Annotated in this window: 17 protein-coding genes and 1 tRNA gene; 9 read left to right on the top strand and 9 right to left on the bottom strand. The window is 43.5% G+C overall.

The features are described from left to right. The first annotated feature begins 24 nt into the window (after nt 1-24). The 6 genes from ugpB to ACY3ZI_RS18040 all read left to right on the top strand — a co-directional run bounded on the left by ugpB (nt 25) and on the right by ACY3ZI_RS18040 (nt 6,117). Nucleotides 25-1,338: a sn-glycerol-3-phosphate ABC transporter substrate-binding protein UgpB gene (gene ugpB, locus ACY3ZI_RS18065; RefSeq protein WP_211886995.1), complete on the top strand. Its 1,314-nt coding sequence runs from the start codon at nt 25-27 to the stop codon at nt 1,336-1,338. A 69-nt stretch (nt 1,339-1,407) separates the two neighbouring features. Further along, complete coding sequence (gene ugpA / locus ACY3ZI_RS18060; protein WP_036949569.1) at nt 1,408-2,295, top strand: sn-glycerol-3-phosphate ABC transporter permease UgpA; 888 nt, start codon at nt 1,408-1,410, stop codon at nt 2,293-2,295. Beyond that, on the top strand, nt 2,292-3,137 hold the full coding sequence (gene ugpE, locus ACY3ZI_RS18055) for a sn-glycerol-3-phosphate ABC transporter permease UgpE (protein WP_211886996.1): 846 nt from the start codon (nt 2,292-2,294) through the stop codon (nt 3,135-3,137). The genes ugpA and ugpE overlap by 4 nt, the downstream gene beginning before the upstream one ends. A 2-nt stretch (nt 3,138-3,139) precedes the next feature. Continuing rightward, on the top strand, nt 3,140-4,210 hold the full coding sequence (locus ACY3ZI_RS18050; protein ID WP_487375623.1) for a sn-glycerol-3-phosphate import ATP-binding protein UgpC: 1,071 nt from the start codon (nt 3,140-3,142) through the stop codon (nt 4,208-4,210). Beyond that, nucleotides 4,207-4,950 carry a glycerophosphodiester phosphodiesterase gene (gene ugpQ / locus ACY3ZI_RS18045; RefSeq protein ID WP_487375622.1) on the top strand — a complete coding sequence of 248 codons (744 nt, stop codon included), beginning with the start codon at nt 4,207-4,209 and terminating at the stop codon, nt 4,948-4,950. The genes ACY3ZI_RS18050 and ugpQ overlap by 4 nt, the downstream gene beginning before the upstream one ends. Nucleotides 4,951-5,157: 207 nt before the next feature. After that, nucleotides 5,158-6,117 (top strand): Rpn family recombination-promoting nuclease/putative transposase, encoded by a 960-nt coding sequence (locus ACY3ZI_RS18040; protein WP_487375621.1) that lies wholly within the window; start codon nt 5,158-5,160, stop codon nt 6,115-6,117. A gap of 81 nt (nt 6,118-6,198) precedes the next feature. Here ACY3ZI_RS18040 and pta read toward each other — a convergent pair whose 3' ends face one another. From pta to ACY3ZI_RS18010, 6 genes are all read right to left on the bottom strand, one after another. Continuing rightward, entirely contained in the window at nt 6,199-9,432 is a 3,234-nt protein-coding gene (pta, locus tag ACY3ZI_RS18035; RefSeq protein ID WP_487375620.1) for an autotransporter Pta, read from the bottom strand. 475 nt (nt 9,433-9,907) lie between these two features. Then, the gene (locus ACY3ZI_RS18030) at nt 9,908-11,278 is read right to left on the bottom strand and encodes a class-II fumarase/aspartase family protein (protein WP_154627830.1); all 1,371 of its coding nucleotides are present in this window, start codon (nt 11,276-11,278) and stop codon (nt 9,908-9,910) included. Nucleotides 11,279-11,289: 11 nt separating this feature from the next. After that, nucleotides 11,290-12,846: a PTS transporter subunit EIIC gene (locus ACY3ZI_RS18025; RefSeq protein ID WP_006658525.1), complete on the bottom strand. Its 1,557-nt coding sequence runs from the start codon at nt 12,844-12,846 to the stop codon at nt 11,290-11,292. A 282-nt stretch (nt 12,847-13,128) separates the two neighbouring features. Further along, on the bottom strand, nt 13,129-13,869 hold the full coding sequence (locus ACY3ZI_RS18020; protein WP_036949583.1) for a MurR/RpiR family transcriptional regulator: 741 nt from the start codon (nt 13,867-13,869) through the stop codon (nt 13,129-13,131). A gap of 311 nt (nt 13,870-14,180) precedes the next feature. Beyond that, a complete protein-coding gene (locus tag ACY3ZI_RS18015) occupies nt 14,181-15,626 on the bottom strand; it encodes a glycoside hydrolase family 32 protein (RefSeq protein ID WP_487375619.1) in 1,446 nt (481 codons plus the stop codon). Next, entirely contained in the window at nt 15,623-16,885 is a 1,263-nt protein-coding gene (locus ACY3ZI_RS18010) for an MFS transporter (RefSeq protein WP_036949587.1), read from the bottom strand. The genes ACY3ZI_RS18015 and ACY3ZI_RS18010 overlap by 4 nt, the downstream gene beginning before the upstream one ends. 250 nt (nt 16,886-17,135) lie before the next feature. Here ACY3ZI_RS18010 and ACY3ZI_RS18005 point away from each other — a divergent pair, with 250 nt between their 5' ends. Further along, on the top strand, nt 17,136-18,131 hold the full coding sequence (locus ACY3ZI_RS18005) for a LacI family DNA-binding transcriptional regulator (protein WP_487375618.1): 996 nt from the start codon (nt 17,136-17,138) through the stop codon (nt 18,129-18,131). A gap of 39 nt (nt 18,132-18,170) precedes the next feature. Then, the gene (locus tag ACY3ZI_RS18000; RefSeq protein ID WP_487375617.1) at nt 18,171-19,094 is read left to right on the top strand and encodes an aminoimidazole riboside kinase; all 924 of its coding nucleotides are present in this window, start codon (nt 18,171-18,173) and stop codon (nt 19,092-19,094) included. 125 nt (nt 19,095-19,219) lie between these two features. On the opposite strand, the gene ACY3ZI_RS17995 is transcribed toward ACY3ZI_RS18000, so the two are convergent. The 3 genes from ACY3ZI_RS17995 to ACY3ZI_RS17985 form a co-directional block, all read right to left on the bottom strand. Next, nucleotides 19,220-19,295: transfer RNA gene (locus ACY3ZI_RS17995), tRNA-Phe, on the bottom strand. Between the two features lie 126 nt (nt 19,296-19,421). Beyond that, nucleotides 19,422-19,994, bottom strand: a complete 573-nt coding sequence (dicD, locus tag ACY3ZI_RS17990; protein ID WP_432206743.1) for a division control transcriptional repressor DicD — start codon at nt 19,992-19,994, stop codon at nt 19,422-19,424. 191 nt (nt 19,995-20,185) lie between these two features. Beyond that, entirely contained in the window at nt 20,186-20,479 is a 294-nt protein-coding gene (locus tag ACY3ZI_RS17985) for a helix-turn-helix domain-containing protein (protein ID WP_036949597.1), read from the bottom strand. A gap of 534 nt (nt 20,480-21,013) precedes the next feature. Here ACY3ZI_RS17985 and ACY3ZI_RS17980 point away from each other — a divergent pair. Further along, nucleotides 21,014-22,153: a glycerate kinase family protein gene (locus ACY3ZI_RS17980; RefSeq protein WP_211887009.1), complete on the top strand. Its 1,140-nt coding sequence runs from the start codon at nt 21,014-21,016 to the stop codon at nt 22,151-22,153. The last annotated feature ends 63 nt before the right edge of the window (nt 22,154-22,216 follow it).

The raw sequence follows: 22,216 nt of genomic DNA, 5'->3' as shown, positions 1-22,216 counted from the left end.
AGTCATATAAAAGAGAGAATTGGCATGGCATCGATCAAACAGTCCGCTTTAGCAATGATGTTAGGCTTGGCTTTTAGCAGTCAAGGAATGGCAGTCACCACAATCCCATTCTGGCATTCAATGGAAGGTCAGCTTGGTGAAGAAGTGAATGACCTTGTCACTCGCTTTAATGAAACTCACCCAGATTACAACGTAGTTTCCACTTATAAAGGGAATTACGAGCAAAGCCTCGCTGCGGGGATTGCGGCATTTCGTTCTGGCAATGCACCTGCGATACTGCAGGTTTATGAAGTTGGTACTGCGACGATGATGTCATCCAAAGCCATCAAACCTGTCTACGAAGTTTTCCAAGAAGCTGGGATTGATTTTGATGAATCTCAGTTTGTGCCTACCGTTTCGGGTTATTACAGTGATGCGAAAACGGGGCATCTGCTATCCCAGCCTTTCAATAGCTCCACTCCGGTGCTTTATTACAATAAAGAAGCCTTCAAAAAAGCCGGTTTAAATCCAGATACCCCACCAAAAACATGGCAAGATCTTGCCCAATATACTGAAAAGCTACGTGAATCAGGAATGAAGTGCGGCTACGCCAGTGGTTGGCAGGGCTGGATACAAATTGAAAACTTCAGTGCATGGAACGGGTTGCCTGTCGCATCGAAGAATAATGGTTTTGACGGCACTGATGCAGTACTGGAGTTTAACACCCCAGATCACGTTAGGCATATCGAGCAGCTGCAAGATATGAATAAAAAAGGCACCTTCAGCTATTTAGGGCGTAAAGACGAGCCAACTGAGAAATTCTATAACGGGGATTGTGCCATTATTACTGGCTCCTCCGGTTCTCTGGCGAATATTCGCAAGCACGCTAAGTTTGATTTTGGTGTTGGCATGATGCCTTACGATGCACAAATTCCAACGGCACCACAAAATGCCATCATTGGTGGTGCAAGCTTGTGGGTGATGGGCGGTAAAGATCCTGAAACCTATAAAGGTGTTGCGGAATTTATGAAATTCTTAGCTGAGCCTGAAAATGCCGCAAAATGGCATCAAAATACAGGATATTTACCGATTACAACGGCAGCGTATGAGTTAACCCAAAAATCCGGCTTTTATGACAAAAATCCGGGGGCGGATATTGCGACTCGCCAAATGTTAAACAAAGCGCCGTTACCTTATACCAAAGGATTACGCTTAGGTAATATGCCACAAATTCGTACCATCGTGGACGAAGAGCTGGAATCCGTGTGGTCAGGCAAAAAGACGCCACAACAAGCCCTCGATACTTCTGTTGAGCGTGGTAACCAATTACTGCGCCGTTTCGAAAAATCCACTCAGTAATGAGTTCTTTCGCCCCTCTTGATGGAATTAAGAGGGGCGCTGCATCACATCTGATTTATTGGGTTGCTTATGTCATCATCTCGTCCCGTATTTCGCTCCCGCTGGTTGCCTTATGCGCTAGTATTACCACAGCTCATCATTACGGTGATTTTCTTTATTTTGCCAGCCGGACAAGCGCTTTGGTATTCATTACAAAGTATTGATCCTTTTGGATTATCCAGTGAGTTTGTGGGGTTAGAAAACTTCACTCAACTCTTTAGCGATAGCTACTATGTAGACTCTTTCTATACCACGATGATTTTTAGTGGCTGGGTAGCAGGAAGTGGGCTTGTCGTCTCGCTGTTTTTCGCGGCTTTGGTTGACTATGTGGTAAGAGGAAGCCGTTTTTACCAAACATTAATGCTACTACCCTACGCCGTTGCACCTGCTGTTGCGGCGGTTTTATGGATGTTTTTGTTTAGTCCCGGCAGAGGATTGATAACCTATGGTTTGGAATCCATTGGCTATGACTGGAACCATGCGCAAAATAGCGGTCAGGCGATGTTTTTAGTAGTTTTAGCCTCAGTTTGGAAGCAAATCAGTTATAACTTTTTGTTTTTCTTCGCTGCCTTGCAATCTATTCCACGCTCTTTGATGGAAGCGGCGGCTATCGACGGTGCGGGACCTATCCGCCGTTTCTTTAAAATATCCTTACCATTAATCACCCCTGTGAGTTTCTTTTTATTGGTGGTGAATTTGGTGTATGCCTTCTTTGATACTTTCCCTGTGATTGATGCGGCAACAGGTGGCGGGCCAGTACAAGCGACGACGACACTGATTTATAAGATTTACCGTGAAGGATTTTCAGGGCTCGACCTCTCTTCATCCGCAGCACAATCCGTGATTTTGATGGGCTTGGTGATCGTCCTAACGGTGATTCAATTCCGTTTTATCGAGCGTAAGGTTCGCTACCAATGATTGAGAAAAATCGTGGACTGAGCGTATTCAGTCATTCCATGCTGGTAATTGGGATTTTAGTGATTTTATTCCCGCTGTATGTGGCCTTTGTTGCCGCGACACTCGATGATAAAGCGGTCTTCGATACCCCCATTACCCTAATACCAGGCTCTCATTTATGGGAGAACATTCTGCATATTTGGAATAACGGCGTGGCAGCGAATAGCGCCCCATTTTGGTTGATGTTGGTGAACAGCACCATTATGGCGTTGGTGATAGCAATTGGAAAAATTACGATTTCGATATTATCGGCATTTGCCATCGTTTGGTTCCGTTTTCCGTGCCGTAGCCTATTTTTTTGGATGATTTTCATCACATTAATGTTGCCTGTCGAAGTGCGAATTTTCCCCACAGTAGAGGTGATTTCTAACTTAAACATGGTGGATAGTTACGCCGGGCTAACTTTGCCGTTGATGGCTTCCGCGACGGCGACTTTTTTATTTCGCCAATTTTTTATGACGTTGCCGGATGAATTGATAGAGGCAGCGCGTATTGATGGTGCTTCACCAATGCGGTTTTTCATCGACATTGTGTTGCCGTTGTCCAAAACAAACTTAGCCGCGTTGTTTGTGATCACGTTTATTTATGGTTGGAACCAATATTTGTGGCCAATCTTGATCGTTGCAGATCCCAGCTTAGGAACCGCAGTTGCGGGGATCAAAGGCATGATCGCATCGGGTGAAGGTACGACTCAATGGAATCAAGTGATGGCGGCAATGTTGCTCACGCTGATTCCACCCGTTCTTGTGGTATTAGCTATGCAGAGGGCGTTTGTGCGTGGCTTGGTCGATAGTGAGAAATAAGCATGGCAGAATTAAAACTTCAAGCCGTCACTAAAAGTTGGGACGGAAAAAATCAAGTGATCAAGCCGCTGACAGTGGATGTGGCAGATGGCGAATTTATCGTGATGGTAGGGCCTTCTGGGTGTGGTAAATCCACGCTATTACGTATGGTGGCAGGGTTAGAGCAAGTGACGAGCGGGGATATTTGGATTGACCGAAAGCGAGTCACGCATCTAGAACCCAAAGAGCGTGGCATTGCGATGGTATTCCAAAATTACGCGCTTTATCCTCATATGAGCGTTGAAGAGAATATGGCATGGGGGCTAAAAATTCGTGGGCTAGGAAAAGAGATCATTCGCCAAAAAGTGGCGGATGCCGCACGGATTTTAGAGCTTGATGGATTATTAAAGCGTCAACCGAGAGAGCTTTCCGGTGGTCAACGTCAGCGCGTGGCTATGGGGCGTGCCATTGTGCGTGACCCCGCCGTATTCTTATTTGATGAACCGCTTTCTAACCTCGATGCAAAGTTGCGGGTACAGATGCGCCTTGAACTGCAACAGCTGCATCGTCGTTTAAAAACCACCAGCTTGTATGTGACACACGATCAGGTGGAAGCGATGACCTTGGCGCAGCGAGTGATGGTGATGAATAAAGGCGTTGCGGAACAGATTGGCTCCCCAGTTGAAGTGTACGAGCGTCCTGCCAGCCGTTTTGTGGCGAGTTTTATTGGTTCCCCTGCCATGAACTTGCTGGAAGGGAAACTGAGTTCGGACGGTTCTCGCTTTGAACTCGATGGCGGAATGCAATTACCGTTGGGTAGAACGTATTTACAGTGGGTAGGGCATGCGCTAACGTTAGGCATCCGACCGGAACATTTACAGTTAGGCTCTGAATCGTCAGGGGGGATCCGGCTGGTCGTCGAGACCCTTGAAATGTTAGGCGCTGATAATTTAGTGCATGGTCAGTGGGCAGGGCAAAAAGTGATTGTGCGTCTTGGGCACGAGCATCGCCCTCAGATTGGCTCCACGTTATGGCTTCATCTTCCTGAAGCCCATCAGCATTTTTTTGATACTCAATATGGACACCGTTTATGAATCTTTGGCCTTATCCTAAAATTGTCGCCCATCGCGGTGGCGGTAAATTAGCCCCTGAAAATACGCTCGCAGCTATCGATGTTGGGGCGAAATATGGTCATACCATGATTGAGTTTGATGCTAAATTATCCCGCGATGGTCAAATCTTCCTTCTGCATGATGATACCCTTGAGCGCACGAGTAATGGGCATGGGGTAGCAGGGAATTTTGACTGGAGCCAGTTAGTCAATATTGATGCTGGAAGCTGGTATAGCCAAGAATTTGCTAACGAGCATTTGCCGCTATTATCGCAAGTGGCTGAGCGTTGCCAACAACATCGCATGATGGCGAATATTGAAATTAAGCCAACCACCGGCTTGGAGAGAGAAACAGGAACCGTGGTGGCATTAGCGGCTCGACAATTATGGGAAGGACAAACTGCACCGTTACTCTCTTCATTTTCCATTGAGTCCCTTGAAGCTGCTCAAGCCGCAGCACCTGAATTGCCACGCGGTTTATTATTGGAGGAGTGGCGAAAGGATTGGCGTGAACTGACAACTCGCTTAGGCTGTGTCTCTATCCATTTAGATCATCTCTTATTGGATAAAGCTCGGGTCGAGCTATTGAAGCAAGCGGGCTTATATATTCTGGTGTATACGGTGAATGACCCTGAACGCGCTAAATTATTATTAGCGTGGGGCGTTAATGCCATTTGTACTGATCGTATTGATTTAATCGGCCCAAATTTCCCCGCAGAATAAATTAAAAATTCGTTTATTTTGAATCACACCTCAATGTGCAATACGCCGATTGGGGTGTTTTTTTATGGCTGGAATAAGTAAATAATTTCATTAAAAGCAATGAGTTAGATTGTCAAGTAATTCTCGTTAATTAGGACTAACTTTTTCTCACGCCACCGAAAATATTGGTTAGTATCTCGTCATCTTATGAACCAAGACGAGACCGAGATGGTGACCCAATCAATTGTAGCTCCTCATGATTCAACCTTTAAAGGCTTTATGAGCAAAGTGGATAATGCGCGGGATTTTTTTGAAGTCCATCTTCCTAATCGCATTAAGCACCTCTGCAATTTTGATACCTTGAAGTTAGCCAGCGCTTCATTTGTGGATAAAACCTTGCGCTCTCGTTTCTCTGACATGCTCTATTCCGTTCAAACACTCAGGGGTAAGGGGTATTTTTACTTTTTGGTTGAGCACCAATCCTCCCCCGATAAGCTAATGGGCTGGCGGTTGATGCATTATGCATTCTGCGCGATGAATCAGCATTTGCAGCAAGGTCACCAAACCTTGCCGTTGGTGGTTCCCATCTTGTTTTATCATGGAAATCAATCCCCTTATCCTTACTCCCAATCATGGACGGATTGCTTTGAGTGGTCTGATTTAGCGCATGATTTGTATTGTAATCCACTGCCGTTAGTGGATGTAACTGTGGTAAGTGATGATGAACTTGTGAATCACCGAAAAGTTGCCGCGTTGGAGTTAGTTCTCAAACACTCATCCCTGAAAGATGACCTTATGGTGCTGTCAAAGCGCTTATCGCAGGTGATCCATGAGAACGAAAACCACCGTGACGACGTTATTTTAATCATCAACTATCTGTTTAGTGTGATGGATACGCCGACATACAAGAAGATAGTCAAAACATTAATAGAAAAAACCGAAGGATATCAGGAGACGGTTATGACCATTGCTGATCGCTTAAGAAATGAGGGGTTAAAAAAAGGATTAAAGAGAGGAGTAAAAAGAGGGTTAGTCAAAGGAAGAGAAGAAGCTCGACAAGAAGAGCAGGAGAAGGCCAAACAACGCACTTACACCCAAGTGTTGACCAGTTTAAGGCTAGGCTTAGATATTGATATCATTAGCCAAATTACAGGCTTATCCCACTCTGAAATCCAAGCAATGCGTTAATTAATATAAAGTGGTATTTATCGAAAAAATGAAGGTAGGAATCAACATAAAATTGATTCCTACCTTTTTTAATTAATTGAATTAAAAGTTAATTTTTAATGTGGCATTCACACCGCTTGAACTGACATCACTGTTATATTGACCTTGGTAAGACACTCCGAAAGTCGTGGATTTATTCAGCTGAGCATCAACCCCTAAGCCTACACCGAATAAGTTATCTAACTTGCCACCACGAATTTTGGCTTCGCCAGTGTCTGATAGGAACAACATCGCTTCTGGGCGAGTATCGCCAAATAAATGGCTGGCAGATACGTCACCTTTCAGTGTGAGATTCACATTACCCGCGCTGAATGGATAGCCACCACGTAAACCAACGGTACCAACTTGGATATCTTGGTTATCTGTTTTGGTGGTGAATTGCATATTGCCGACTTGCTCATGCAGATTATCGCTGGTGACATGCAGCCAGTTAAATCCAGCATAAGGCTCAACAGAATATCGGTCATTATTCAGTTGGGTATAAGCACCTTCCACGAAGAATTGCGTGATTTTTGCATCATAGCTGGTGGAGTTATAACCTGACTCTTGACCTACCCACAGTGTACGTTTCGCATCTCTGTCTTGGTTTGTATGAGTTACACCATAGTTAACCGCAGCCACATCCTTGATATTGGATACGCCGTAGGCACCGACATGCAGGTCATTGCTGTCAATTTTACCGTACTCATGGGCTTTGTATTTAGATGAACCCGCCCCAAAGAACAGTCCCGCTTTGGTGTGCTCAGCGACATCAATTTCTGCACCCACTAATGCTGCATAGAAATCGGTATCCATATTGCTGTAGCCATAGTCAAGGTTGCCCCATTGACCAACACCTGTCATCCAAATGCGTGCATTGCTATTTTCAAGGTTAGCATAGCGACCATGACCCACGCCGATAGCCTGATCTTTCACGGTACGAGTTAGACCTAATACGTTCACGACGCTGGCATTATTCGCATTCAGGTACATATCGCTACCGAGTGATTGATAAGTGTCTCGAAGGTCACGTTCGCTCATCGGTAGCGTTGCATCAAACAGCTGACCTTTAGCGTTACTTTCTAGTGCATTAGCAATCGAACGACCATTCTCATTATTGGCAAATGAAGCAAATGAGGTATCCGCTTTTTTGCTTAAAGAGCCCGTAATGGTGTTATCTTTTACGGAAACGTCTTTTTGGAATAACGCATAGTCATCTGCGGCAGCATTATTGGCATTTGCTGCGAGCATTTTGGTTTTAGCGCGGTTGTCGGCTAAATTATCTGCGTTAACCGTACCTTGGATTGAATTATCATTAAGATAAACATCTTTCAGTTGCCCAATGTTATCGGCAGCAACATCCAGTTTAGCGCCTTGATTTAAGGTCATATTACCGACATTCACATCATGACCTGCAGTGACTAAATAGGTTCCTTTATCGTTGATGTTGATATTGGCTTTATGGCTTTCATTGGAGACTAACTGACCTTTTTGAGTAAATTTGTCGTTATAACGATTAAGCACGCTAATTGTGCCGCCGTTAACATTCACGTCAGCAGTACCAAAGGATTCAGTAAAACCGTACAGAGAACCTTGTTCGACGGTTGTACCGCCACGGTAGGTGTTATCCCCCGTCATCACCAATGTGCCTTCACCCGCTTTGACTAGAGCGCCATCATACAAACCTGCATCGATTTTGGCTTGAATGGCCTCAGCGCGTTTTTGGTAATATTCCTGACGCCATTTTTTAGCATCTTCTTTATCGACAATATGAGAAGTTGGGTCTGGATTGCCATCATTGACTACAAAATCGGTACCAAGATTATAATCGCCACCAGCATCGATACCGTGGGCTTTATAATCGGCTAACCATGCCAAATCTTCGGTTTCACGCTGATCTAACGCCGCTTGGCTAATGTCATTTGTCCAGACATCAAGTGGGACAGCATCCAGTTGGTATTCGAATTTACCTAAGAATTGACCTGGGCCATACATACCTTTTTCGAGATCAGGAGTACCCCAACCATAGCGCTCATCAGGTACGCCATCCGCGGATGTCCAGCCTTTATAGAGGCTGCCATCTGGGTTATAACGGTTGGCAGTCGTGAACATCACATCACGAACTTGCAGGGCATTCATGGATTGATAACGAGACATTAAAACGCCCATGGCACCAGTGACGTGTGGTGCTGCCATTGATGTTCCGCTAAAGGTATCCCAACCCGGATTGCCGTCAGCATCTACGACGCTGGAGTAGATATAGCGGCTAGGGGCAACGACGGTCCACCATTTGGCATTTCCCGCCTCGTTAAACATACCCTCAATTTCATAGCCTGTTTTATCTGCCGTCTGTTTTAACCCTGCAACCGCAATCCAATGTTTCTCTGCTTGTGGATTGAAATAAGGGTAAAGAGGGCGGTAGTACGGGTTTTTAAAATCACGGTTACCTGTGGTGAAGACTTGAACAACATTGGTGCCTTTCACGGCATCATAGGCGGCATCTACAAAGGATGGGTTATCCCCGTAGATTTTTTTGAAATAGAAATATTCGTACTCAGTTTGTTGGGTGGTATCAACGGGTAAATGTACCGTGGTGTTACCGCCATCAGGACCGACTGTTTTTCCTGCATCAATAATTCTTGGGTTGGTACCCCAACTGTTATTGATCACTTGGGCGCCAGCATCCACCATGGCTTTCCAGCCAGTATAGAAATATTGGTAATCTTGATAAGGACCATAGTTATTGCTGTCGGTGGCACCTGTGTTACCCACATACACATCGGAACCCCAGGCAACGCCGTGCATACCTTCGCCATCACGGTTAGCACCGACGGTACCTGTCACGTGGGTACCGTGAGTGTCATTCACGCCTTTGATCCAATCTCCAGTCACATCGAAGGCTTGGCCTTTTTCATAGTGGCCGCCTAATTCTTGAGGATAACGCATCCCTGTGGAGCCGTATTCACCTTTGGCTTTGACCGCATGGAAGCGAGAGCCACTTAGCTCTTGGTGAGATAACAACGCGCCTGAATCCATTACGCCAATTTTAGCGCCTTGTCCATGATATCCCAGCGCATAAGCACTGGAGGCATTCATGGCGGCTAAACCCCAGTCATTTTTATATTCTTGGCTTTCCCAACTATTTTTATCACCGAGTTGCCCTGTTTCAGAGTAAGCCAGCGTATAGCCGGAAAATAATAGCGCAGAAGTAATAATAGAAAGCTGAAAAATATTTTTATTTATTGCAGCTTTATTTTTATAACGAGAAGATGACGAAAATTTATGTGCTTTGTTCATTCTGATACCTTTGTTATCAATCAAAAAACATCATTAAGAATCAAAAACAGAATCGCAAAGATAATCTGTGTTTTATAAAAATAAATACTTGAGCGCCATCTCAAAATCTTTTTATTTATCTAAAAAGTAGATTTATTGACTAGCTAATCACATGAAATGTAGATTAATAGAACGTGAAAAGAACAAATTGAATGATAGTTCTACGTGGGGAATTAAATTAATTTTTGCTTTTGAATACAAGAATTAAAATTTAGATAAATTTATTGAGAATAAATCAGTTGTGATAACAAATTCGTGTTATTTATTAACAGTCATTCTTGCTAATTATTTTTTAAGTATTAATGACTAATTAAAAGTAATGAATTATTTTTCTATTATTTAGCAATATTCATATTTTTATAACCAAAAAAAGCCGCCATTGTTTTAAAATGGCGGCTTCAAAGAACAGGTCTAAGTTAAATTATTAAGCGAATAATTACTGATAAAGCTGCTTAATTTCTTGGGCTGCGGCTAAACCACGTTTCGCTTCTTTTTCTGCGATTTCAACGGACAAACCAATATACGAACGTGGGTCTAGCATCGCTTTGATTTCATCATTACTAAATGCCGCCGTAATGGTTTCGTTTTTGGTGAGGTTAGTGTAGAAATCCTCTCCATCCGCTGCGGTTTTGATCGCTTCTTCATACAGTAATGAGTGTGCTTTATCTTTACCTAGCTTCTCAGCCATTTTCATCATTACGTATTCAGTATTATCTAACCCTTTATTTCTCAGAACGTTATGCAGCATTCTCTCTTCGTGAGGTACCAGGGTTCTCGAAAGCTCTTCGGTTCTTAATAAAATTTCAGTGGTCAGTTCCAGCGCTTCTTCGATAAGCCCATCGAATAACATATAAGAGCTGCTATCACCTTCATACGGTCTGACGGCAGAATACATCCCAACACTCGGTAACGAATACAGTTTTTGGGAGTTAGCAATAATCCCTTTCGCCAGTTTCGGGTTGATTTTGTGTGGCATGGTGCTGCTGCCCACCGTACCTTTGGTGAAGCCTTCTGACACTTCCGCTATCTCTTCCAGCGTCGTACTGTAAACTTCTTCCCCAATTTTATGGCAGATATTCGCCATCAGCGCTAAGTTCGCCATGTACTCGAGTTTATGGGTGCTTAGGTTACGCGATGGGACTTCCATTGCGTGCATGCCGGTCAGTTCAGCAACGCGTTTTTGTACTTCTAAACCAATCCCCGGCATGGAGTTAAACGCACCCACAGCGCCACCCATCATGATGGTAAATACGCGCTTTTCACACTCTTTCATACGCTGGTAGCAGTCGATGAAATCGCTGATCCACACGGACACTTTGTACCCGTAAGTAATTGGGATAGCGTGGCGTCCATGAGTTCTGCCCGGCATCACCATATGCTTCGTTTTTTCAGCTAGACCCGACAAGTTTTCGATGATCTCACTTAACAGCAGCATAAATTTATTATGTACCGTTTTCATCATGTACAGCTGCGAGCTTTGTTGAATATTTTGGGTGGTAATTCCGTAATGGATGTATTTACCACTCTCTTCAGAACACGCATTCACCAAGACTTTCAAGAAGGGAACGAAGCCATGCCCAATTTTTTGGTAAATGCGGCTCATCTCTTCAAAATCAATGTTCTCAATAACCGCTTTTTCTTTAATTTCATCGGCCGCTGATTGGGGAATGAATCCCGCTTCAGCTTGCGCTTGAGCTAACATGGATTCAAACATCAGCCAAGTATTGTATTTGGCTTCATCCGATAACAGGGCTTTTATACCGCGGTCATCGATGGTTTTACTCTTAGAATCATATAAGGCTCTCATCATATATCCTTTTATTTCTTCATGAACTCATCAACAGCGTTGCGAACAAATTCAACTTTCGGTCCATAAACGACGTGGACGTGGTTTGCCGATGGAAAGAAGAATGCGGTACATCCTGATTCCAACATTAAATCTTTATCAATTTTATTCACTTCTGCGACATCAATACGCATACGGGTAATACAGTTATCTACGTTACGAATGTTCTCTTTACCGCCTAAGGCTTCAACAAGGATCTCAGCGATTTCGCCATAACGTTTTTCTTTAATTAAGGTATTTTTCAGGTTGCTCGACTCTTCACGACCTGGGGTTTTGATATCAAATTTGATAATCGCCCAGTAGAAGATGAAGTAAGTCACTACCGCTAAACCGCCACCAATCAGCACTAAGAATATCCAGTTAGTGTGCTCGTACAGCAGACCGAAGATAGTGAAGTCAAACACGGTTCCACGGATATACCCGATAGCAACCCCAGCGAATGACAGTAACACTGCACCAATACCGACGATGATGGCATAGATTAAGTACAGCAGCGGTGCGATAAACACGAAGGTAAATTCGAGTGGTTCGGTCACGTTACCGAGCATCGCGGTTAATACCATGGTCACCAACATCGATTTAACTTCAGCACGGTTCTCTTTTTTCGATGTTTTATAAATAGCTAATGCAATGGCAGGGAACAGGAACAGCGTCACCAGCATTTGTTGCTGCGCCATAAAGCGCGTCAGGCTTGGCATCATTGCCCAGTATTCACTGCTTGGACCTTGCTTAAATAACACTTCCGTTAAGGCTGGAACGACACCGACAAAAGTTTGTCCATCAATAACATAGGTACCACCGGCTTCGGTAAATCTAAACAGAACGTTCCAAACATGGTGTAACCCGAATGGAATAAACAGACGTTCACCCCCTGCGGTAAAGAATGGACCGACAGGACTTAGGAAGACGGCAGAAAGCTTCATCAAGCCTTGTACTAAGACTTCCCAGATAAACGGTAATGTTCCACCGACCATGATCATTAAACCGACCATGATGATCGCAACCGATTTTTTACCTGAGAAGAAGGCGAAGGCAGTCGGTAGCTCGAGGTTGTAGAATTTATCGGTGGCCCATGCACCAATTAACCCTGTAATAATCCCCCCAGCGGCACTGATGTTTAAGGTTTGAATACCTAAAACTTTAATTTGTCCCACTTGACCCATAATCGCCGGATCCGCCAGTTTACCCGTGAGTACCAACCAAATGTTCATGGTGATAATCAACGAAAGGTAACCGACAACGGAGGCGAAGACCGCGATCCCCTTATCACGCTGGCTCATGCCGTAGGCAACCCCCATAGCGAACAGTAATGGGATGTTGTCGAAGATAACGCCCGCAATAGAACGGATGCTGACAAGTAATGCGTTAACGGTTTCATTGCCGAGGAAAGGGAATCGAGCAATCATGTAGGTTTGAACTAATGCACCACTGATCCCCAGTATCATACCAATTGGAGCCAGAACCCCGATTGGCAGGAGCAGTGTCCTACCAAAGCGCTGGATTGACTCACCGAATTTTCTTTTAGCCATATTTTTTCCTAATGACGAAGAATTATTGAAATTAACTGGAATACTAGCACTGGGTTTTTTAAATGAAATGATGTTACGGTTTTAAATATTATCTCAGGTCACAGGTTAAGACCTAGGTCATTAAAATTAAATAAAGCTTTTAAAATCATATTAATAATGATTTTGTCATCAATGTGTTGATGATTTTTTAAATAAATAATTATTTGAAGAATAACAAAATTAATTGAATGAAAAGCACTCAATTAACCTTAAGCTAAATAAATAAGGTGAGAGGGAGTTTATTTACAGCAGGTTTTCCAATTCATTAATTAATAAATCCACCAGAATGAAAAATCCGGTTCTGGATTTTGAATCATCCCGTTTAGTGTCATAGCTATCCGCGAAGCAGAAAAGGGTGTTATTGGCGTAGGCGGTGAGTTCGTTTGTGTGAAAGGCGGTCATACTGATGATGTTGGCCTCTTTCAATTGCACGATTTTAGCGGTTTCAATGATTTTTTTAGTTCCGCCGGATAGCGAGATAAAAATCACCGTATCATTTTGGTTGACTAGGCGAGTAAAAGAGTCGGAGAGATTGTAATCGTTGATAAAAAAGCAGTGTAATCCAAGAGAGAAGAGCAGGTGTTCAAGATAATAACCGACGGCTTTACTGGTGCCACGTGCCACTAAAAAGATATTACGCGAGCCGCGTAATGTTTTTGCACAGTCGCGAATTTGCTCTTCATTAATCAGGGTGAAGGTTTTATGAATATTATTTTCAAGCTGCTTTTTATACGACGCAGGGTTATTTTTTTCCGCTTTATTTTGTGAAAGGATATGGTTATTAATTTGAAACTTGAGTTCTTTAAACCCACTAAAGCCTAATTTCTGGGACAAATTAATAATGACAGTCTTAGAGACAAACGTTTTGGCGACTAATTCATTAATATTCAAGTAGGGAATATCGGCAATATTATCGGTAAGATATTTTAATACTTTTTTTTCACTGACGGTTAAGTTGTCATAATTCTTTAGAAAATCCAGCATATCTCACCTGATCAATAGAGTATCAAAAGCCCATTTTAGTCTGGGTTCGCGTGTTATTTATGATGATATCGACACTGTGTGAAGTGAGCAAAAGCTCAACAGCGTTGATTATACGTTAAAGCCGTATTTTATGCAGGTTTTCCGAGAGTTTTTTGATGTGAATGACTTATAAGGTCGATAATAATACTTATCTGTTTAAGCTAAGAATATAAAAATGAGACGGGTCTCAGTCAGAGTCTAAAGGATTAAAAACGCCTTGTGATAAAGCACATCACAAGGCGATTTTGTTTATCCCAATTCCGGCTCAATCATTATTTGAGCTGCCAAAGCGTTCCTTCAGAAATAACCGCGCTACCATGAGAAGCAAATAACATTAGCTTGCGTTCATTAGGTTGGGGATAAATGCGGCTAGACATTGCGGCGTCACCATCGTTGACAAAGACCTCAACGGAGGAGCGGTCAATAAAAATACGCAATGAAAGTTTATCGTTTGCGGGTAATGGAATGCTGCGATAACCGTCCAGCTCATATTCTGGGTAGTGCCGCCAGAGCACTAAGCGCTGAGATTGGCTATCAATATACAGCTCTAATCCATCGCCTACCTTATTACCTAGCGCTATGCCATATCGTTCAGCATTACTTTGGTTTCTATCCCAAACAAGCTCTAACTCGATGGCGCTGGAATGTTCGAATAGCACTTCTGTTTGACTAACCGAGTGAGGCTCAATGAGTTGGCTCTGCTGGCGCAGTGATTTGGCTTCAATCACTGGACGTTGGCATAAATGCCCATCTCGTACAAATAACTCGCGTGGTAGGGTTAAGCAGCCTGCCCAGCCTTCTTGTTTGGATGGCATAGCAGATTCCCACATATCCATCCAAGCCATAATGACACGTCGCCCATCCGCTGCCGTGAATGATTGTGGTGCGTAGAAATCGTGTCCATTATCCAGTTCAGTAAATTTTTGGCTTTGTATAAAGGCGCTTCCTTGCTGCCAGTGACCTTGGATCACGCCGGATTGGAAGCGATTACGATACTGATAACCTGTATTTTGTTGAATACCTTGCGGTGAAAACATCAAATAGTGGTGGTCGCCACACGGGAAGAAATCTGGGCATTCCCACATATAGCCACCATCGACATCCGCATGGGCGAGGATTCGATCAAGTTGCCATTCGCGTAGTGAATTTCCCTTATAAAGCAACGTTTGTCCACAATTTGCCGCGTCTCGAGCACCTAATACCATCCACCAAGTGCCATTTTCTTGCCAAATTTTAGGATCACGGAAATGCATGATGCCATCGGGAGGCGTTAGCACAATACCTTGTTTTTCAAAGTGAATACCGTCAGTACTGGTTGCTAAACATTGAACTTCACGGATAGCGCTATCGTCACCAGCATCTTTTAGCCACACATGCCCTGTATAAATGAGTGAAAGGGTTCCATTATCATTTACGGCACAACCTGAAAAACAGCCATCACGATCATAATCATCACCAGGTGCTAGGGCGATAAGCTGATGTTGCCAATGGATCATGTCGTGACTGGTGGCGTGACCCCAATGCATTGGCCCCCAATCAGCACTCATTGGGTGATGTTGATAAAATGCGTGATATAACCCATCAAAGTAGATCAAACCATTGGGATCATTCATCCAGCCGGCGGGCGGAGCAAGATGGAAGTCAGGGTAATAGGTGTTTCCACGTTGAGCTGTAAGCTGCTCAAGAGCAAATTGTGCTTGCTGAAGTTTTTGGTTCATAGTTCCACCGTTTTTTTCGATGTTGTCATACGATTGACGGTTGATGCGTCCTCTGATTGCAGAAGGACACTTGAAATTATCGTCATCAAAATGACGATAGCGGCGAGGATCATATAGGTATCTGCAAAGCCTAATGTGTCATAGCTGTACCCTGCGAGCGGGGATAAGAATGAGGCGCAGAGCGACGCTACAAACTGGAAACCCACTAAGTAGATGGTTGCAGATAAACGTTTATCAAATACGGATGTAATGTATTTAAATAATGAAATTAATAGGATAGGGAGTTCAACCGCATGTAGCAGCTTCATAAATGAAATCGTGATTGCATCGTCAGCAAGCCCCGAACCTAGAATACGCAGCGCCATGATCACGCCACTCAAAAGCAGACCACGTTTGGCACCAATACGATTGACGAGGAAAGGTGCTAAGAACATACCACCTGCCTCTAAAAAGACCTGAAGCGAGTTTAAGTAGCCAAACATCTCGTTGCCTTCGTTTTGGCTTGCAAACAACGAGGCAAAATAGACCGGAAATTGTTGGTCGTAGACGTTATAAACACTTACCCCGCAGACAAAGATCACCAAAGACCAAAATGAGCGCATGCGTAATAATCCCAGCGCATCAGTGATAGTCAGCGACTGAGTTTTTCCGAACTCAAGCTCATTCATTGTATGGGGGCGAACGTTGCGCAAACGCCATAACAGAATGATGAACAGAAGTGCGCTGGCAGAACCCATAGCAAAGTTTAAATTGGGGTCGATATTAAATAATAACCCTGCAAAAAAGGTGGCGCCTGCCCAGCCCAGTGAACCCCACATACGGGCACGACCATATTCAAAACTCGCGATGCGGCTGACGCGTTCAGTATAGGATTCAAGTGCGCCAATACCGGCAAAGAAAGTCGCGCCAACATAAATTCCCAGCGCCGCCGCTCCCGCAAAAATGTTCCATTTTAATAAGGGGGTACAGACAAAAATAAACCAAGGTCCGCTGATTAATAGCAATCCACCCAGAAACCATAATAGATTTTTGCGTAAGCCAAGCCTGTCTTGAATAAACCCATAAAGAGGTTGTGCACAAAATGCGGTTAGGCTGATAACAGAAAAAATAATGCCCGTATCGGTGCCCTTTAGGCCAATTTTTTGGCTGAGCCACAGAGATACCAAGGAAAACACGGATGACCATGTCCAAAAGAAAGTAAATAACAAACCACTTAATGTGAGATAGGCATGCATGTTAGCGCGTGTTTTTTTGCCCATAGATATTCTCCTACTGTCAGAATGTCTATATTGTTAATGTTAACATTCACTTTGTAAAAGACGGCATAGTGCATAAATATGATGTTAATCACCAATGTTAACATTAACATTGGCGGTATGTGAGGGATGTCACAGGTTTCTTATTCTCGCAATCATGTGGCGATTTATTGGTTGATATACTCCGACGAAAAGACGTTGGAACCAAAGACGTTGAAAACAAAGACGTTGAAAATAGAGTAAAGAGGGCAAAATGGTACTCTTAAAAGATGTCGCAAAGCTGGCGGGCGTTTCAATGATGACGGTCTCAAGGGCTATCAATAATCCTGAAAAGCTGAAAAAAGAGACATTAGAGCGCATTCAAAAAGCTATTAATGAAACGGGTTATACACCTGATCTTTCTGCTCGGATGATCCGCGGTACACGGTCAGGGCAAAAACCTCGAACGATTGGGGTATTGGCGCTAGATACGGCGACGTCTCCTTTTTCTGTCGATATCACGCTGTCTATTGAAGAAACGGCGCGTTCACACGGTTGGAATAGCTATGTGGTGAATATGCTAGAAGGTGATGATCCTGAAGCCATCGCAAGCTTACTTTTTTCTCATCGCCCGGATGGCATTATTTACACGGCAATGGGGCTTAGGCAGGTTGAAATTACCAAGCACATGATGAAGGTACCATTAGTACTCGCTAACTGTGAAAGCCTAAATGTACCAACGGCCAGCTATGTACCCGATGATGAAGATGGCCAATATAACGCGGTGAAAGCGCTATTAAATGCAGGTTACCGCCAACCGCTATGTTTATATCTCCCTGCCAACCACCCAGCGACTCTCCGTCGAGCTCTTGGGGTTAAGCGCGCTTGTGAAGAACATGGAATTAATGCGGATGCGTTATCTCATCATTTTTTAAGTACAGAAAATTATGCTGATATTCCTGAGATTGTACGCAAGCAGATCCACTATGGAAAAGCGGGTTTTGATTCAGTTATTTGTGGAAACGATCGGATCGCATTCATCGTTTATCAGATCTTGTTAGAGAATGGATTGAAAATCCCAAAAGATGTCGCCGTTGTGGGTTACGACAATATGGTTGGGATCGGTGAATTATTTATTCCACCGCTTTCGACGGTACAACTTCCACATTATGAGATTGGTAAGCGCAGTGCGCTACATATCATTAACGGGGAGACGCATCGAGAAACTGTCTATATTTCATCGCCTTGGTTACCAAGGGATTCAATTTAATCATACTGACTATTTTCAATATTGCTTGTGGAGTAATTTATGACCGATAAAGTGTGGGTTCTCGGTGATGCTGTTGTTGATTTGATCCCCGAAAGAGAAGGCTGCTTACTTCAGATGCCGGGTGGTGCGCCTGCGAATGTGGCGGCTGGGGTAGCTCGCCTTGATGGACAAAGTGGATTTATTGGTCGTGTCGGAGATGATCCTTTTGGCCGCTTTATGTGCCGCACGCTAGATCAAGAGAGAGTGGATACTGACTATATGAAGTTGGATCCGCAACATCGTACATCAACGGTGGTGGTTGAACTGGATGAAGAGGGAGAACGAACTTTTACGTTTATGGTTCGTCCCGCAGCGGATCTTTTTTTAGAAATAGAGGATTTACCGGTATTTCAGGAAAATGAATGGCTACATGCGTGCTCTATCGCGCTGAGTGCCGAGCCGAGCCGTAGTACCACATTTTATGCTATGGAAAAAATTCGTCGTGCAGGTGGGCGCGTTAGTTTTGATCCTAATATCCGAACGGATCTTTGGCAGGATGAAAATCTATTGCGTGAATGTTTACATAAAGCGTTAACTTTCGCTTCGGTGGTGAAGTTATCCGAAGAAGAATTATTTTTCTTAAGCGGCAAAACCGATATTCAGCAAGGTATTGCACAACTTTCCACACAGTATTCTTTTGATTTGCTACTTGTGACTCTAGGTAAAAATGGGGTGATGGTGTGTTGGCAGGGAGATATTCTGCATTATTCAGCTAGACCCGTGGTGGTGGTTGATACGACAGGTGCGGGAGATGCCTTTGTCGCAGGTCTATTAGCAGGGCTGGCGGTTTATGGTCTGCCGTGTGATGAAAATACGCTGGGCATGATTATTGGACAAGCACAAATTTGTGGCGCATTAGCCACCACGGCGAAGGGAGCAATGACCGCATTGCCATATCGTCAAGATTTACTCAAAAGCCTGTAGTCACGATTTCGCGCAATTTTCTAGGGGGGGTTGTGGTGAATGAAGAAAGTGGTTTTTGAGAAGTAAAGACTGAGGTGATTCGCTAGAAAGCAAAAACCCGCCACTAGGGCGGGTTCTTTAAATAGTGGTGCCCGGACTCGGAATCGAACCAAGGACACGGGGATTTTCAATCCCCTGCTCTACCGACTGAGCTATCCGGGCAACGGGGCGCATTAAACCGTATTAGGGTGTTCTCGTCAATGCATTTTTTATAAAAAAAACCATTTTCTGACTGAGTGTTTTCTTTTTCGACAAAAAACGCCTGTTTAACGCGCGAGTGTACGAATTTTAACTTAATGCACCTTTTTTACGGCACAGAGCGATAGTCAAAATATCCTCAGAAAGCTGTTGAGCAATTTCCACATCACGGATATCGCGATTAACCAACAAGCGATTTAAACAACCTTCTAAAACCAACTCCATCTGATTGGCGACGAGTTCTGCATCTTCAATATCTAGCTCATCGAGCAGCTGCTTAGTAAAGCTGAATGAGTTGGATTTTTGCAGGCGGCTTAATTGGTGGATAGGGTGTTCTGGGTCTGGGTAATAGTTGCAGGCAGAAATAAACAGACAGCCAGGGAAACGCCCTTCGCGGACTTTCTCTGCCAATTGTTGATAACGAGCCATGAGTTTTAGTTGTGGGCTGAGTCGCTCATCTAATAAGGTTTGGCGCTGCCACACTTCAATTTGCTGCCCGTGATAGCGTAGAGAATCATAAACGAGGGCTTCATCATCAGGCCAAAATTGGCGTAAGGTCGTAAAATCGGATTCAATTTCAGTGAGTAAACTTTCTGTCGAGGCAGATAACCCCTGTTGCTCTAACTGGTTTAACGCATGGCTCAAAATAGTGTCGCGCTGGATACTCATCGTTATCTCCGTCACAAGATTTGCTAATTTTTCCATCATAGCAATGTTCAAAGTTGATTTATAGGCGTTGATTTTGTCACAAGTATGAGGGTGATAGAGGGGAATTACGGGGAAGTCAAAGAGAGAAGAGGTAGAGAGGCATTACCCTCTCTATACCTAACGAGTTGTTTAGTAAAAATTAATTTCTAGTTAAACAACTTTTTCTCCATATCAATATCGATATGATAAAAATTAAAAATATTTTGCAGGAACTCATCAATATCGTGCTTTTTTAATTCTAAAGCATGCAAAATTCCCAAAAGATTTTGAATAGTAATCGCATTGACACCTCGCTCATAGCGAGAAATCTGTTGTTGGCTGATGCTTAAACGAGAAGCGAGCTCAGCGCCCGTGAGCCCAACGACTTTACGTCGTCGTTTAAGAAATGAACCAATGTAATTGGATACTTCATGGTTATCAAATTGTTGATTAGCTAGCATGATCCCTCCATGCGAGTTTTATTGAGATAATAGTATTCAAAGATAATTAAATATTATTATCTTTAATTGGCGAGAGTAATCTAAAATTGACTGGTTCAATTTAGGAGTATTTAATCGCTAAGTTAAATTAATTACCAATATTTATGACGGATTGATAGGCTATTTTCGATAGTTAATAGCTATGTCGATCACTCAGTTAGTGAGTAAGGTTATAAAGATTTATGGGTTTTATGTTTGAGTATTCTGGTTTGATTAGTCTAATAATCTGGATTTTTGGGTTTTAATTGGTTTTTTATGGCGATAATTACTGACTTATTTTTTATAAAAATAACGCAAAAAATAATAATGAAGTATGAATTGGGTAATGGGCTGTTACACTTATATATATATTATTCATAAATATGTTTCGAGAGAAAGATTTATATTTACTTCGTCATAAAGATACAGATTTGTTTATTGATTATCGGTATTATTTTAAATAGTTTATAGAAATAAGAATAAATATGACATCGGGCAAATAAGGAATGCAGATTAATGAAAATTATCATTGCACCTGATTCTTTTAAAGAGAGCATGAGCGCCGAGCTTGCCGCTCAATCAGTGATAAAAGGTTTTCAACGCGTGTTTCCTGACGCGCAATATATTTCACTGCCAGTGGCTGATGGTGGAGAGGGAACTGTGGATGCGCTGATCGCGGCGCAGCACGGTGAAAAAATATCGGTTACCGTGGCAGATCCTTTGGGTCTCCCTGTCATGGCTTACTATGGACTATTAGCTGAAAGTAAGACGGCGGTGATTGAAATGGCACAAGCCAGTGGCTTGATGCTAGTGCCTATTGCCAAGCGAAACCCAATGCTGACGAACAGCTATGGTACGGGAGAGCTGATAGCCAATGCGCTAGCTCAAGGGGTTGAGCGGATTATTCTAGGGATTGGCGGGAGCGCTACAGTGGATGGTGGCGTCGGTATGTTGCAGGCACTGGGCGTGCGATTTTATGATGAAAATCATCAATTACTGGGGATAGCGGGGAATATCCTTTCACGGATAGCGCATATCGATATTCAGCAACTTGACCCGCGGTTATCTCAGTGCCAAATCGACATAGCTTGCGATGTGAGTAACCCATTGGTAGGGGAACACGGCTCAGCGGCGGTTTTTGGTCCACAAAAAGGAGCAACGCCAGAAATGGTGGCTGAGTTGGATAATGGATTAAGCCAGTTTGCGGCGCTTCTTCAACAGTTAACGGGGACTGACTATCGTTATCTTGCCGGTGGCGGCGCGGCGGGGGGGATCGCCGTTGCAGCCGCTGCGCTACTTGGCGGTGAGCTTAAATCTGGTATTGAGATTGTGATGGACGCTTTAGCGTTTGAGCAACACTTACAAGATACCGACTTGGTGATCATCGGGGAAGGTAGTATGGATGGGCAGACCGCAGGAGGAAAAGCGCCCATCGGCATTGCGAGACTCGCGGCAAAACATCAGGTTCCGGTTATTGCATTAAGTGGTGTATTAGGGGATGGGGTAGAAGGATTACACCAAGAGGGGGTAACGGCGGTATTTAGTATTCTGCCAAGATTGTCTTCGCTGAGTGAGGCGCTCAAGCAGGGGGCTGAAAACTTAGAAAATACAGCATGCAATGTGGCTCGAGTATTAAATATGGGTCGGCACCTTTGAAATAAAAGCAAAACCTATTTATTTGCTGAAAAATAACCTGACTTATCCAATATTTATTTTATA

This window comes from Providencia sp. LY12, assembly GCF_057621555.1.
The sequence above is the reverse complement of the archived record's forward strand: the minus strand, read 5'-3'. Positions and strand labels throughout refer to the sequence as shown.